Below are 14,761 nucleotides of genomic sequence, written 5' to 3'. Positions count from 1 at the left end.
CGACGGGAACACCTGCACGATCCGGGAACGGATGCACGACGGATTCGGCCGTGCGGGACAGGCCGCCGTGTCGGGGTCGTGCATCCGTCCCGGGGCGCAGGGACACGGAGGCGGCCGTTCATCGCGCGATCCCTGCCGCTCGTCGCAGCATCCGGTCGGGGTGCCGCTCGGAGGGCGCCGCGTTCCTAGCGTGGGAGAACGCAACGTCGCGTACCCCGAGGAGACCCCCATGACCGCACCTTCGTCGCGCCGCCGTGACGGCGCCGGACTGGTCGATGCCGACCCGATCATCGTCACCGACCCGGCACTCCCGCCCGTCGCCCTCAGCGAAGAGCACCACGAGAAGTCGAACCGCTGGACCCTGCCCAAGATCATCCTCTGGGCGGCGATCGCCCTGCTCGGAGCGGTCGCCTGGACCATGCTCGCGATCGTCCGGGGCGAGACCGTGAACGCGATCTGGTTCGTGTTCGCCGCCGTGTGCACCTACCTGATCGGGTACCGCTTCTATTCGAAGGTGATCGAGAGGTACATCACCCGGCCCGATGACCGCCGTGCCACTCCGGCCGAGGTCAAGCAGGACGGCAAGGACTACGTCCCCACCGACCGCCGCGTGCTCTACGGCCACCACTTCGCGGCCATCGCGGGCGCCGGACCCCTCGTCGGACCGGTGCTCGCCGCGCAGATGGGCTACCTCCCCGGCACAATCTGGATCATCGTCGGCGTCGTGCTCGCGGGTGCCGTGCAGGACTACACGGTGCTCTTCTTCTCGATGCGCCGCGGCGGTCGGACCATCGGCCAGATGGCTCGACAGGAACTCGGCAGGATTGGAGGCACCGCCGCGATCATCGCCTCGCTGCTGATCATGCTGATCATCGTCGCCATCCTGGCCCTCGTGGTGGTCAACGCTCTCGGCGAGAGCCCGTGGGGCGTGTTCTCGGTCGCCATGACGATCCCGATCGCGCTGTTCATGGGCGTCTACCTGCGGTTCCTGCGTCCAGGCAAGGTCACCGAGGTGTCGATCATCGGCTTCGTGCTCCTGATGGCCGCGATCATCGGCGGCGGCTGGGTCGCCGGCACCGAGTGGGGTCAGGCGATCTTCCACCTCGACCGCACCACGATCGCGTGGGGCATCATCATCTACGGCTTCGTCGCCGCCGTGCTCCCGGTCTGGCTGCTGCTCGCCCCGCGCGACTACCTGTCGACGTTCATGAAGATCGGCGTCATCGTCATGCTCGCCGGCGCGATCGTCTTGGTCCGCCCCGAGATCACCGTTCCCGCGATCAGCATCTTCGGCGAGAACGGCATGGGCCCGGTGTTCGCCGGTCCGCTCTTCCCGTTCCTGTTCGTGACGATCGCCTGTGGTGCGTTGTCGGGCTTCCATGCGCTGATCGCCTCGGGGACCACGCCGAAGCTGATCGAGAAGGAGCGTCAGACGCGCTTCATCGGCTACGGGGGCATGCTCATGGAGTCGTTCGTCGCGATCATGGCCCTCGTCGCCGCGATCTCGATCGACCAGGGCATCTACTTCGCCATGAACGCACCCACCGCCGCCACCGGCGGCACCGTCGAGGGAGCCGTCGCCTTCGTGAACTCATTGGGTCTGACGGGGGTGAACCTCACGCCCGAGATGCTCACCGGCACCGCCACGATGGTCGGCGAGGAATCGATCGTCTCGCGCACGGGTGGAGCACCGACGCTCGCGCTCGGACTCGCGCACATCATGCAGCAGGCCCTCGGCGGGCAGGCGCTCATGGCGTTCTGGTACCACTTCGCCATCATGTTCGAGGCCCTGTTCATCCTCACGGCCGTGGACGCCGGAACCCGCGTCGCCCGCTTCATGCTGCAGGACTCGATCGGCGCCTGGTTCCCGAAGTTCCGCGACGTCTCGTGGCGTCCGGGTGTGTGGATCTGCACCGCGATCATGGTGGCCGGCTGGGGCGCGATCCTCATCCTCGGCGTGACCGACCCGCTCGGCGGCATCAATACGTTCTTCCCGCTGTTCGGCATCGCGAACCAGTTGCTCGCCGCGATCGCGCTCGCCGTGGTGCTCGCGATCGTCGCCAAGCGCGGCCGGTCGTACGTCAAGTGGCTGTGGATCATCGCGCTGCCGCTCGCGTTCACGGCCGTCGTGACGGTGACCGCATCGCTCTACAAGATCTTCTCGCCCGTGCCGGCGATCGGATACTGGGCGAACCACTTCCGCTACCTCGAGGCCCTCAACACGGGCGACACGGCGCTCGGCGAACCCGAGGTGCTCCAGGCGGTCATCCGCAACACCGCGGTGCAGGGCACGCTGTCGATCATCTTCGTGACCCTCGCGATCATCGTCATGATCGCCGCCGTGATCGTCACGGTCCGGGCGATCCGCAACGGCGGTGGCGAGAACACCGAGGATGCGCCCGTGGCCTCTCGCCGCTTCGCCCCGGCGGGCTTCCTCCCCAGCGCCGACGAGCGCGAGCTGGAGAAGCAGTGGGAGCCGCTCCTCGCCGACGAGCGCCGGACGACGACCCACTGAGATGGCCGACACCGTGAATCGGACGGATGCCGCGACCACCCTCCTGCGCACGCTGCTCAGCGCTGCGGGGCGGGTCGGCCGCGGCATCCGCTGGTACATGACCACGCTCATGGGAGACACCGCGTACGCCACGTATGTCGCCCATCAGCGGCGGGTGCATCCGCACGAGGAGCCGATGACCGAGCGGCAGTTCTGGCGGCAGCGGATGGACGACCAGGACCGCAACCCCGGTGCCCGCTGCTGCTGAGGAGGAGCGGCCGGTGCCTAGGCTGAGGTCATGACCGACGTCGTTCTCGCAGCGATCCTCGGCGTGCTCGGCGGTGTCGTCCTCTCGGTGCTCCTGCTGCTCGCACGCCGACTCGCGCGCGGGGCGACCGACCTCGGCAGCGATGCCGAACAGGCCGCGCTCACGGCGCTGCATCAGGCGAGCCTGGCCGCACCGCACCTGCGTGCCGGGCTCTCCGCGCCGGATGTCGTCAAGGCCGCGCGGCATCTGCGGGTCCTGCTCGGCAGCGCGGCGGTCGCGATCGTGAGCGCCGAGGGCGCCGTGTCGTTCGACGGAACCTCCGACGGGCTGGAATCCGCTGCACGCCGCATCGCCACACAGGTCGGCGCCTCCGGCCGGAGGCAGGTCTTCCCCGCTCCAGGAAGGGAGGACGACCTGGAGGCCGTGGGCGCGCCGATCCTCGTCGACGGCCGGGTGGCCGGTGTGGTCGTGGCGTTCGCCGCTCCCGTCAGGGCCGCCCTCGTGCGCGCGGCCGAGGAGGTCGCAGACTGGTGCGCCGCGCAGGTCGAGCTCGGGGGACTCGATGCCTCGCGGACGCAACTGGCCGAGGCGGAACTGCGGTCGCTGCGCGCGCAGATCTCGCCGCACTTCATCTACAACGCCCTCACGGCGATCGCCTCGTTCGTGCTCACCGATCCGGCTCGGGCGAGGGAGCTGATCCTCGAGTTCGCCGACTTCACGCGGTACTCGTTCCGTCGACAGGGGGAGTTCACCACGCTCGCCGAGGAGCTGGGCAGCATCCACTCGTACCTCGAGCTGGAGCGGGCGCGCTTCGGCGATCGGCTGAGGGTGACGCTGCAGATCGCTCCCGAGACGCTCGCGACCGTGATCCCGTTCCTGTCCGTGCAGCCGCTCGTCGAGAACGCGGTGCGGCACGGACTCGAACCAGGGGAGGGCGGCGGCGAGATCCGCATCGCCTCGAGAGACGACGGCACCCACACCGAGATCACGGTCGAAGACGACGGGGTCGGCATGGAGCCGGAGGCACTGCGGGCCACACTCACCGCCGGCGACGACGGCCTGCACGTGGGGCTGCGCAACGTCGACACCCGGCTGCGCCAGCTGTACGGTGCGGAGGGCGGTCTGGTGGTCGAGACGAACACCGACGCGGGGACGCTGGTGCGCCTGCGGGTGCCGAAGTCGCAACCACAGCACGACCCGAGCGCAGAGGGACGCGGATGACCGCGAACGGGGTGGATGCATGATCGACGTCCTGGTCGCCGACGACGAGCAGCCGGCGCTCGACGAGCTGGTGCATCTGCTGCGCTCGGATGCCCGCATCGGCGAGATCCTCACGGCGTCGTCGGGAGCGGAGGCGCTGCGCCGGCTGTCGGAGCGCCGGGTGCGGATCGCGTTCCTCGACATCCACATGCCGGGACTCGCGGGGACGGAGCTCGCGCGGGCACTGCTGCGCCTCGCCGAGCCGCCCGCGGTCGTGTTCGTCACGGCGGACGAGGCCAAGGCCGTCGAGGCCTTCGAGCTCCGTGCCGCCGACTACCTGCTCAAACCCGTGCGGGTGCAACGGCTGCGGCAGGCGGTCGACCGTGTGATCGAGCTCGGAGATGTCGCGGCACCGGGTGACGACGAGATGCTCCCCGTCACGGTCGGGTCCGTGGTGCGGTTCGTGCGCCGCAGCGAGGTGCGGTGGGTGCAGGCGCAGGGCGACTACTCGCGGCTGCACACGGGAGAGGGTGCAGGGCATCTGGTGCGCATCCCGATCTCCGAGCTCGAAGCGCGGTGGGCGGAGGCCGGATTCCTGCGCATCCATCGCTCGTCCCTCGTGCGTACGTCGGCTGTGACGGCGGCCCGGTTGTCGGGGTCCGAGCCGGCCGTGTCGATCGGGCACGTGTCGCTGCCGGTCAGCCGTCGGCTCGTGCCCGCGGTGCGAGAGGCGCTCCTGAGCGGAGAGGGCACCGGATGAGCGAGAAGCCGAAGCGGGTCCGTGTGACGGCCGACCTCCCCGACCGGCGGCCCGCGACCTTCACGCGCGGCATCGCGCTGCCCGGATCCCCGGTCGACGAAGCGGATGCCGTGTATGCCAGAGCCCTCATGCGCAGTCAGCTCCGTCTGGCGCTCGGCACGGTCGCGGGGTTCGTCGTCGTGGTGATCGCGCTCACGCTCGCGATCGCGCTGATCCCCGAGATCGGTGAGGTGCTGGTGTGGGGCCTGCCGCTGTCGTGGCTGTTCCAGGCTTATGCGTTCTATCCGATCATCCTCGTCTTCGGCGTGCTCTACGTCCGCACCGCCACCCGCAACGAGCGGCGGTACCGCGCGCTCAGAGACCGCGAATGAACGCCGTCATGGACCTCGTCGGAGTCGCGTTCGTCATCGTCGCGACGCTGCTCATCGGCGTCTACGGTCTGCGGATCTCGCGTACGACGGGAGACTTCTTCGTCGCCTCGCGCACGGTGCGCCCGGTGTGGAACGCGTCCGCGATCAGCGGGGAGTACCTGTCGGCGGGGACCTTCCTCGGGCTGTCCGGTCTCGTGCTGCTCGACGGCGCCCGCGGCTTCTGGTTCCCCATCGGGTATGCCGCGGGCTATCTCCTCGTGCTCGCCTTCGTCGCGGCGCCGCTGCGTCGCAGCGGGGCCTACACGATCCCCGACTTCATGGAAGCCCGACTGGAGTCGACCTCGGCGCGCCGGGTGACCAGCATCGCGGTGCTCGTCATCGGGTGGTTGTACATCGTGCCGCAGCTGCACGGCGCGGGGATCACCCTGTCCGTGGTGGCGGGCCTGCCGGAGTGGGTGGGGGCCGTGACGGTCGCGGTGCTCGTCGCGGCCGCGGTCGCCGCTGGCGGCATGCGCGCGATCACGTACGTGCAGGCGTTCCAGTACTGGCTCAAGCTCACGGCGCTGCTCGTGCCGGTCGTCTTCATCGCGTTCGCGCTCAGCGGCGGCCCGCACGACTTCGATCCGGCGCTCGTCTTCCCGGTCGAGGCCGGGCCGTCGGGATTCGACGCGTACGAGACGGCATCCCTGCTGCTCGCACTGCTGCTGGGAACGATGGGACTGCCGCATGTGCTGGTGCGCTTCTACACGAGCCCGACCGGGGTGTCGGCGCGACGGACCACGGTCATCGTGATCGGCATGGTCAGTGCCTTCTATGCGGTATCGAGCACGATGGGGTTGCTGGCGCGCATCGCCGCACCCGACCTCGCGGTGCCCGGTGTCGCCGACACGGTGGTGCTGCTGCTGCCGTCGCGCGTCTTCCCGGGTGTGCTCGGCGAGCTGTTGACGGCGCTGATCGTCGCGGGGGCCTTCGCCGCGTTCCTGGCGACCTCGGCCGGGCTCGTGGTGTCGCTCGCGGGGGTCGTCAGTCAGGACGTGTTCTCGGGGTCGGTGCGCTCGTTCCGTGTGTCCGCCGTGCTGTGTGCGCTCGTCCCCCTCGGCGTCGCGCTGCTCACCGCGCCGGCGGGACTCGGGTCGAGTGTCGGCGTGGTGTTCGTCGTCGCCGCATCCACCCTCTCGCCCGTCGTGCTGCTCGGGGTGTGGTGGCGCGGGCTCACGGCCCGTGGCGCCGTGGCCGGCATGGTCTCGGGCGGCGTGGCGACGGGTCTCGCCCTGCTCGTGCATGCGGCCGTCGACGGCGTGGGGGTCGCCGCGCCCTACCTCGCGCAGCCGGCGGCCTGGACGATCCCGCTCGCCGCCGCGGTGACGGTGGTGGTGTCGCTGCTCGATCCGCGGGGCCCGTCGCCGAGGGCGGAGCGCTTCCTCGCACGAGTCCACACCCCCGAGCGCGGCTGACCTCTGCGCCACGGGCGCCCTCCGTACCGCGGATGCCCTCCGTACCGGGGATACCCTCCGAACCGCGGCCCCTCTTTCGGGAGGAGATCCGCGCTTCGGAGGAGCAGTGCGCCGGAGCCGCCCTCCGAACCGCGGGTGCCCTCCGTACCGCGACCCCGCGGAGTCAGAGCTTCCTGCTGCGCGGCATGAGTCGCACGTCGGGAAGCGGCGGGGCGGGGATGCGCACGTCGTGACCGGCCACGACCCCGAAGCGCTCCGACTCCGACTCCCACTCCTCACGCGCCGCGACGATCTCCTCGTGCGTTCGTCCGGCGAAGTTCCACCACATCACGATGTCGTCCTCGAACGGCTCGCCGCCGAGGAGGAACAGCAGGGCGCCGTCGTCGCTCGCCACCTCGACCTCGTCTCGGGAGTCGCCAAGGTAGAGCAGGCCGTTGCGGTCGAGGGGATGCTCGGCCACCACGGTGTCGCCTTCGACGAGCATGAGCGCGTGCTCCCAGTCGGAGCGCAGCGGCAGCCGCACGCGCGAGCCGGGGGCGAGGACGATCTCGGCGCCCACGATCGGGGTGTGCACGGTCGCCGGGGAGTGCACGCCCGCGAACTCGCCGAGCACGACGGTGGCTTGGGCATCCGCTCCCTCCTCCGCCGCGAGGGTGAGCGCCGGAAGCTCCGTGTGCCGCTCGAAGCCGGCTGCGCCGTGCCGGGCGGCCTCCGGCAGCACGACCCAGAACTGCAGGGCGTCGAGGGGGATCGGATCGTCGCCGATCGAGTACTCGGAGTGCGAGATGCCGCCCCCGGCCGTCATCAGGTTGAGCTGGCCGCGTCGCAGATCGGCGTCGCTGCCGAGCGAGTCGCGGTGGCGGATCTCGCCGACGAGCGGCCAGGTCACCGTCTGCAGCCCGATGTGCGGATGCGGCTCGACCCGCATCTTCGTGTCCGCGGGTCCGAATCGGTCGAGGAAGCACCAGGCGCCGATCGTCGGCAGGTTGCGGTGGGGCAGTGCACGCAGCACGTTCATGCCGCGCACCCCACCCAGCGGCACCTCGCGCGGCTCGAGGATGAGGCGGTGCTTCCCGATCATTCCGCGCGGCCCGTCGGGTCCTCGTGCGCGGAGCCTCCCTGTTCGGGGGCGCGCTTCGGCCAGCGGATCTCAGCGCCGGGGACCTCGTGCGTCTCGAGGTACTTCGCGATGTACGGGCACAGCGGGACGATCGCCTCACCGCGCTCGACCGCATCAGCCAGCGCGGTCTCGGCGAGCTTCCCCGCCAGCCCCTGACCCTGGAACGCGGGGTCGACCTCGGTGTGCAGGAAGCGGATGGCCCCGGGGCGGAGGTCGAAGGCCGCGAAGCCTGCCAGCACGTCGCCCGAGCGGATCTCGTAGCGCGACGCGTCGTCGTCGCGGGTCACGGTGATGTCGGTCATCGGATACTCCTTCTGCGCGTGCCTCCAACCTACGCCCCGCGTGCAGCGCGAGGGCGGTCTCCGTCGCAGGGCGCTGTGGATGACACACCGCCCGCGTCGGCGGGGGTCGTTACGCTGGAGGGATGCCGCAGACTCCCCGTGACCCGTACGCGGATCTGCCGTACGCCGATGAGCCCTACGACGACGGGTGGGAGCCGACGCTTCCGCCGGAGCCGATGGACTGGGAGCCGCAGGGCGCGGGCTTCGAGCCGCCGCTCGACTGGGGGCAGGGACCAGTCACACCGGTGAACCGATCGGCCGTGACCCCGCCACCCGCCGCTCCCATCGTGCGCCGTGCGACGCCGAGCCGCTACCCGACCGCGCGCGAGGCCCTGCACACGGTCTTCGGCTACGACGACTTCCGCGGCGACCAGGCCGACATCGTCGAGCAGGTCATCGCGGGCGGAGACGCGGTCGTGCTGATGCCGACCGGTGGCGGCAAGAGCATCACCTATCAGGTGCCTGCGCTCGTGCGCGAGGGCACCGGGCTCGTGATCAGCCCGCTCATCGCACTCATGCACGACCAGGTCGACGCTCTGCGGGCGAACGGCGTCAACGCCGCATACCTGAACTCGACGCAGGGGATCGACGAGCGTCGCGAGGTCGAACGGGCGTATGTCGCGGGCGAGCTCGACCTCATCTACGTCGCCCCTGAGCGTCTCTCCAGCGCCCAGACCACGGCGTTGCTCCAGCGCGGAACCCTCAGCGTGATCGCGATCGATGAGGCGCACTGCGTGTCGCAGTGGGGCCATGACTTCCGCCCCGACTACCTCGCGCTCGGCGATCTGGGCGAGCGCTTCCCCGGGGTGCCGCGTATGGCGCTCACCGCGACGGCGACCCGCGCCACGCACCAGGAGCTCACCGAACGGCTGCGCCTCGACACCGCCAAGCACTTCGTCGCGAGCTTCGACCGCCCGAACATCCAGTACCGGATCGTGCCGAAGGTCGACCCGCGCAAGCAGCTGGTCGCGTTCATCAGATCCCAGACCACGGCGAGCGACGGCACGCAGCCCGCGGGTATCGTGTACGCGCTCAGCCGCAAGTCGGTCGAGCAGACCGCGACCTACCTGGCCGCTCAGGGCCTCGATGCGCTGCCCTACCACGCGGGTCTCCCCGCCGAGGTGCGCGCGGCGAACCAGGCCCGCTTCCTCCGTGAAGACGGCGTCGTCATGGTCGCGACCATCGCGTTCGGCATGGGCATCGACAAACCGGATGTGCGCTTCGTCGCCCACATCGATCTGCCGAAGTCCGTCGAGGGGTACTACCAGGAGACCGGTCGAGCCGGTCGCGACGGCGAACCGTCGGTGGCGTGGATGGCGTACGGCCTCGGCGACGTCGTCCAGCAGCGACGCCTGATCGACCAGAGCCCCGGCGACCGCACGTTCAAGATGCGGATGGGGCAGCACCTCGACGCCATGCTCGCGCTGTGCGAGACGGTCGAGTGCCGCAGGCAGAACCTCCTCGCCTACTTCGGCCAGGAGTCGGAGCCCTGCGGCAACTGCGACACGTGCCTCGACGACACCGAGACCTTCGACGGGCTCGTGCCCGCGCAGAAGCTGCTCTCGACGATCGTGCGACTCAAGCGCGAGCGCAATCAGGCGTTCGGCGCGGGGCACCTGATCGACATCCTGCGCGGGGCCTCGACCGAGCGCATCCGCCAGCAGGGTCACGACAAGCTCGCGACGTACGGCATCGGGAACGACCTCTCCGACCAGGACTGGCGCAGCGTGGTCCGGCAGCTCCTGGCCCGCGGCATCCTGGTCGCGCAGGGCGACTACGGCACCCTCGCTCCCGGTGAGCAGGCGGCCGGAGTGCTGCGCGGCGAGCTGGCGGTGCCGCTGCGCAAGGACACGATCGGTCGTCCGGCCTCCTCTTCGCGGGCGCGCAAGGCCAGCGCTGCGGATGCTCTGGACGCCGGGGATCGCGGGCTGTTCGAGGCGCTGCGCGCCTGGCGGGCAGAGACCGCGCGCGAGCAGGGGGTTCCCGCGTACATCGTGTTCGGTGACGCGACGCTGCGCGCTCTGGCCGAGCATCGTCCGGCTTCTCTCGCCGATCTCGACGGCATCACCGGCATCGGCGCGAAGAAGCGCGAGGCCTACGGCGAAGGCGTGCTGGCGGTCATCGCGGCGGCGTGAGCGCCGACTCGCGCTCGACGCGAGGCAGCACGTCGTCGAGGTGGGCGCGCAGGTGCGCGGCGATGTCGACGGCGTCGCGGTCGTACAGCCACTGATACTGGAGTCCGTCCCACATCGCGACGAGCCAGACGGCTTCGTGCGCGGGGTCGCGGTGTGCCGGCAGGTCGCCGTCGATCTGTGCGAGGCGGAAGAGGGCGGTGAAGTAGTCGATCGTGTTCGCGAACCGGGTCTCGAAGTAGGCGTGCGCGGGATGCGCTGCCGGCACCGCCTCGCAGGAGAGCACGGCGTACACCTCGATCAGTCCGGGTTCTTCTCGCGCGTTGAGTGCCGCGCCGTCCGGGATCCCGCGGAGCAGCTCGCCGGCTGAGGCGGCACCCGTGATCGCCTGGTTCTCGTTGATGGCGCTGTCGCGCTCGGCGAGGACGGCGCTGAGCAGAAGCTCCTTCGAGGCGTAGTGGTGCAGCAGGGTCGACTTCGATACGCCGACGGCGGTCGCGATGTCCTGCAGGCTGGTGTCGCCGTAGCCGTCGCGGGCGAACAGGTGCGTCGCGTCCGCGACGATCTGCGCTCGGCGGCGGCGGCCGACCGCATATCCCGGATCGATCTCGGGCGCCGCGGCGATCGGCAGTTCGGGAAGTGGACCGGCCGCCCCGGCCGAGCCGGCAGGCTGCTCGTCGTCGGGGTCGCGCCACCCGAGCGGCGATGCCCACAGGCTCTCGCGTTCTTCGAGCATCTCCACGACGTCGACCCGATCGGGGAGGTACTGCGAGAGCAGCTGCAACCCGTCCCACCCCGCCGTATGCCGCACGGTCTCGCCGTCGACGTCGCGGTCGGCGGCGATCACGCCGTGGTACTTCGCATCCTCGAGCACGTCGCTGCTCAGGGAGCGCAGTCGGCAGTAGCGTTCGCGCATGCGCTCGTGCGCGGGGTGACCGGGCGCTGATGCCTCGCCGGTGAGAGCGGCGAAGAGCTCGAGATAGCCCTCGGTGCGCGCGTTGCGTTCGGCCAGAGCGGCGAACACCAGGTCACCCGGCTCGGAGGCCGCGGCGATCGCGCTGAAGAACGCCTCGTTCTCGGACTCGAGCTCGGCGACGACCTCGGCGAGCAGTTCGTCCTTCGAGGAGAAGTGTCCGAGGAGCCCCGGGTGGCTGACGGATGCGGCGGCGGCGATGTCGCGCAGCGACGTGGAGCGGTACCCGTTGGCCACGAAGAGCTCGTGCGCAGCGGAGAGGATGCGCTCTCGCGTGGCGGCGGCGCGGGCGTGTCGTGTGCCCATCGATGCCGTCGTCGTCATCACATCCTCCTTCCTCATCCTATCCTCGCTCATTACCAAGTGGTCTACTTTCACTTACCAACTGGTCGAGTTTCGTGTATGGTCATCCCAGAACCGCATCGCCCGAAGATGTGCGGTGAATCGAAAGGACTGTCATGACAGAGTTGTCATCCGCCGCTGCCGCGGCCGCGGTCGGCACGACGGGCTTCAAGGCCCCCGGAACCACGCCGCCCAAGACCCCGCGCGGCTACACGCCGGGTCTCGCCGCCGTCAACTTCGGCGTCTACCTCGCCCTGCTCACCCCGGTCATGGTGTCGATGGCGTTCAAGGTCCAGCACGTCGACCCGGTGAACACCGAGGGCAGCCTCGGACTCGTGATGGGTGTCGGCGCGATCTTCGCCCTCGTCGCCAACCCGCTCGTCGGACGACTGTCCGACCGCACCACCTCGCGCTGGGGCATGCGTCGTCCCTGGATCCTCGGCGGCGCGATCGTCGGACTCGGCGGGTTCGTGCTCATCGGTGCGGCGACCTCCGTCTGGATGATCCTGCTCGCGTGGTGCCTCGTGCAGACCGCCATGAACGCGGTGCTCGCCGCCGCCAACGCCACCCTTCCCGATCAGGTGCCGGTCACCAGCCGTGGCAAGGTCTCCGGCATCATCGGCATCACCACGCCCATCGGCATCCTCGCCGGCAGCTTCATCGTCAACTTCCTCCCCGGCGACTTCGAGCGCTTCGTCGTCCCCGGTGTGATCGCGCTGATCCTCGTGATCGTGTTCGTGCTCACCCTCAAGGACCGCCGCCTGACCGAGAAGCCCGCGGAGAGGTTCACGATCGGGACGTTCTTCGGCTCGTTCGTCTTCAACCCGCGCAAGCACCCCGACTTCGGCTGGACCTGGCTGACCAAGTTCTTCGTGATGTTCGGGTACGCCGGCATCGCCACGTTCCTGCCGCTGTACCTGGTGACCAAGTTCGAGCTCGACGAGCAGGGCGCCGTCGGCACCATCCTCATCGCCAACCTCGCCTCGATGGCGGCCATGGCGATCTCCTCTCCCCTCGGCGGCTTCCTCTCGGACAGGATCGGCAAGCGCCGGCCGTTCGTCGCCGTCGCCGGCGTGATCATGGTGGTCGGCCTCGTGATCCTCGCGATCGCCCCCGACGTCACGACCGTCATCGTCGCGCAGGCGATCATCGGCCTCGGCGCCGGTTCGTTCCTCTCGGTCGACCTCGCGCTCGCCACCGAAGTGCTGCCCAACCCCGACGACGTCGCCAAGGACCTCGGTGTGCTGAACATCGCCAACGCCCTGCCGCAGTCGATCGCTCCGGCCATCGCCCCGGGGATCATCGCGCTCGGCGCGGCCACACCCCTCGGCGGCTACACCACCTGGTACCTGTTCGGGGCGCTCGTCGCCCTCGCCGGCGCCGTGCTCGTGTACCGCATCAAGGGAGTCAAGTGACCATGACTGAGACCACCGTCGCCCGCCCCTGGCTCGACGCCGACCTTCCCGTCGACGAACGGGTCCAGCTGCTGCTGGATGAGATGACGATCGAGGAGAAGGCCGGGCTCTTCTTCCACACCATGATCGCGATCGGAGATCTGGATGCGCCCGACCCCACGTTTGCCACCCCCTCCGCTCGCGAATTCCTCGAGAGCAAGCGGATGACGCACTTCAATCTGCTCGGTGCGGCGCCGACGGGTCGCGAGATCGCGGCCTGGCACAACGCGCTGCAGCGGCTGGCCGCGTCCACGCGCCTCGGCATCCCCGTCACCCTGTCGACCGACCCGCGTCACTCGTTCAGCGAGAATCCCGGCGCGTCGATCCTCGCCGGTCCGTTCTCGCAGTGGCCGGAGACACTCGGTCTCGCGGCGACCCGTGACGAGGTGCTCGTGGAACGGTTCGCCGACATCGCCCGCCAGGAGTACACGGCGGTCGGTCTGCGCGTGGCGCTGCACCCGCAGGTCGACCTCGCGACCGAGCCGCGCTGGGCACGTCAGACCGCGACGTTCGGGGAGGATGCCGAGCTCTCCGGACGACTCGGCGCCGCGTACATCCGCGGATTCCAGGGTGCGTCGTTCGGGCCGGGATCCGTGTCGACCATGACGAAGCACTTCCCCGGTGGCGGGCCGCAGAAGGACGGCGAGGACCCGCATTTCCCGTACGGCCGCGAGCAGGTCTATCCGGGTGGTGAGTTCGAGCTGCACCTGAAGCCCTTCGAAGACGCTCTCGCCGCCGGGACGCGGCAGATGATGCCCTACTACGGGATGCCGGTGGGCACCGAGTACGAAGAGGTCGGGTTCGGCTTCAACAAGTCGGTCGTCACCGGGCTGCTGCGCGAACGGTACGGCTTCGACGGCCTCGTCTGCACCGACTGGGGCTTGATCAGCGACTCCGAGATCTTCGGGCAGCCGTTCCCCGCCCGCGCCTGGGGTGTGGAAGATCTGACCCCGCGCGAGCGCATGGCGAAGGTGCTGGACGCGGGTGTCGATCAGTTCGGCGGAGAGGCGAACCCCGAGCTGCTGCTCGAACTCGTCGCCGACGGGGTGATCTCGGAGGAGCGGCTCGACATCTCGGCCCGCCGCATCCTGCGGGAGAAGTTCGAGCTCGGTCTGTTCGAGAACCCGTTCGTGGATGAGGACGCCGCGGACGCCGTGGTCGGACGCGCCGACTTCCGTGCGGCGGGGGAGGAGGCGCAGCGGGCGTCGATCACCGTGCTCTCGAACGACGGTGCGCTGCCCTTCGCGCGAGGGCTCCGCCTGTACGTCGAGGGCATCGACCCCGCCGTGGCCGCGGCTTTCGGGGTGATCGTCGACGATCCGGCCGACGCAGAGCTCGCGATCATCCGCCTGCAGGCGCCGTTCGAGGAGCGCGAGACGATGTTCGAGAACTTCTTCCACGCCGGGTCGCTGGAGTTCGCGGGCGAGGTCGTCGCGCACGTCCGCGAGGTCGCCGCCGCGGTTCCGACCGTCGTCGACGTGCTCGCCGATCGGCCGCCGATCCTGACGCCGATCGTCGAGACCGCCGCCGCCGTGACGGTGAACTGGGGAGCCTCGGGCGAGGCGCTGCTCGACGTGCTCAGCGGTGCCGTCGCGGCGAGGGGTGCGCTTCCCTTCGACCTCCCCCGGTCGATGACCGCGGTCGAGGCCTCGCGGCCCGACGTGCCGTTCGACACCGCCGACCCGCTGTTCCGCTTCGGCCACGGGCTCTCGTTGAGCTGATCGGGGTCGACCTGTTGCGAGGCGACAACGGGGAGTAGGGGCGTCCGCCTGCAGAGTTGGAGGATGCTCACAGCGGAGTTCCTGTGGGTTTGTCGCAGACCTACCATGGAAGCACCCCTACTCCCCTGGAG

At 69.9% G+C, this 14,761-nt stretch carries 12 protein-coding genes; 9 read left to right on the top strand and 3 right to left on the bottom strand.

The window, feature by feature from the left end; all coding sequences use genetic code 11:
• Positions 1 to 229 precede the first annotated feature (229 nt).
• From AB0E56_RS00155 to AB0E56_RS00130, 6 genes are read left to right on the top strand one after another with little or no spacing between them, the layout of a single operon-like run.
• Positions 230 to 2,515 (top strand): carbon starvation CstA family protein, encoded by a 2,286-nt coding sequence (locus tag AB0E56_RS00155; protein ID WP_359796095.1) that lies wholly within the window; start codon positions 230 to 232, stop codon positions 2,513 to 2,515.
• A 1-nt stretch (position 2,516) separates the two neighbouring features.
• The gene (locus AB0E56_RS00150; RefSeq protein ID WP_359796094.1) at positions 2,517 to 2,762 is read left to right on the top strand and encodes a YbdD/YjiX family protein; all 246 of its coding nucleotides are present in this window, start codon (positions 2,517 to 2,519) and stop codon (positions 2,760 to 2,762) included.
• A gap of 30 nt (positions 2,763 to 2,792) precedes the next feature.
• Positions 2,793 to 3,983: a histidine kinase gene (locus AB0E56_RS00145; protein WP_359796093.1), complete on the top strand. Its 1,191-nt coding sequence runs from the start codon at positions 2,793 to 2,795 to the stop codon at positions 3,981 to 3,983.
• Positions 3,984 to 4,002: 19 nt separating this feature from the next.
• The gene (locus tag AB0E56_RS00140) at positions 4,003 to 4,722 is read left to right on the top strand and encodes a LytTR family DNA-binding domain-containing protein (RefSeq protein WP_359796092.1); all 720 of its coding nucleotides are present in this window, start codon (positions 4,003 to 4,005) and stop codon (positions 4,720 to 4,722) included.
• Positions 4,719 to 5,093 (top strand): heavy metal transporter, encoded by a 375-nt coding sequence (locus tag AB0E56_RS00135; RefSeq protein ID WP_359796091.1) that lies wholly within the window; start codon positions 4,719 to 4,721, stop codon positions 5,091 to 5,093. Before AB0E56_RS00140 ends, AB0E56_RS00135 begins: the two co-directional genes overlap by 4 nt.
• Complete coding sequence (locus tag AB0E56_RS00130) at positions 5,090 to 6,547, top strand: cation acetate symporter (RefSeq protein ID WP_359796090.1); 1,458 nt, start codon at positions 5,090 to 5,092, stop codon at positions 6,545 to 6,547. The genes AB0E56_RS00135 and AB0E56_RS00130 overlap by 4 nt, the downstream gene beginning before the upstream one ends.
• A 163-nt stretch (positions 6,548 to 6,710) precedes the next feature.
• Here AB0E56_RS00130 and AB0E56_RS00125 read toward each other — a convergent pair whose 3' ends face one another.
• Together AB0E56_RS00125 and AB0E56_RS00120 are read right to left on the bottom strand one after the other, a co-directional pair.
• Complete coding sequence (locus AB0E56_RS00125) at positions 6,711 to 7,628, bottom strand: pirin family protein (protein ID WP_359796089.1); 918 nt, start codon at positions 7,626 to 7,628, stop codon at positions 6,711 to 6,713.
• A complete protein-coding gene (locus AB0E56_RS00120; protein ID WP_359798239.1) occupies positions 7,625 to 8,038 on the bottom strand; it encodes a GNAT family N-acetyltransferase in 414 nt (137 codons plus the stop codon). The genes AB0E56_RS00125 and AB0E56_RS00120 overlap by 4 nt, the downstream gene beginning before the upstream one ends.
• Positions 8,039 to 8,091: 53 nt before the next feature.
• Between AB0E56_RS00120 and recQ the strand changes: the two genes are divergently transcribed.
• Positions 8,092 to 10,143 (top strand): DNA helicase RecQ, encoded by a 2,052-nt coding sequence (gene recQ / locus AB0E56_RS00115; protein ID WP_359796088.1) that lies wholly within the window; start codon positions 8,092 to 8,094, stop codon positions 10,141 to 10,143.
• On the opposite strand, the gene AB0E56_RS00110 is transcribed toward recQ, so the two are convergent.
• Positions 10,127 to 11,437 carry a TetR/AcrR family transcriptional regulator gene (locus AB0E56_RS00110; RefSeq protein WP_359796087.1) on the bottom strand — a complete coding sequence of 437 codons (1,311 nt, stop codon included), beginning with the start codon at positions 11,435 to 11,437 and terminating at the stop codon, positions 10,127 to 10,129. The genes recQ and AB0E56_RS00110 overlap by 17 nt on opposite strands.
• A gap of 134 nt (positions 11,438 to 11,571) precedes the next feature.
• On the opposite strand from AB0E56_RS00110, the gene AB0E56_RS00105 reads away from it, so the two are divergent.
• Both AB0E56_RS00105 and AB0E56_RS00100 read left to right on the top strand, forming a co-directional pair.
• The gene (locus AB0E56_RS00105; protein ID WP_359796086.1) at positions 11,572 to 12,870 is read left to right on the top strand and encodes an MFS transporter; all 1,299 of its coding nucleotides are present in this window, start codon (positions 11,572 to 11,574) and stop codon (positions 12,868 to 12,870) included.
• 2 nt (positions 12,871 to 12,872) lie between these two features.
• On the top strand, positions 12,873 to 14,630 hold the full coding sequence (locus tag AB0E56_RS00100) for a glycoside hydrolase family 3 N-terminal domain-containing protein (RefSeq protein WP_359796085.1): 1,758 nt from the start codon (positions 12,873 to 12,875) through the stop codon (positions 14,628 to 14,630).
• Positions 14,631 to 14,761: the final 131 nt, after the last annotated feature.

Source organism: Microbacterium sp. NPDC028030, assembly GCF_040637855.1.
GTDB lineage: Bacteria > Actinomycetota > Actinomycetes > Actinomycetales > Microbacteriaceae > Microbacterium.
The sequence above is the reverse complement of the archived record's forward strand: the minus strand, read 5'-3'. Positions and strand labels throughout refer to the sequence as shown.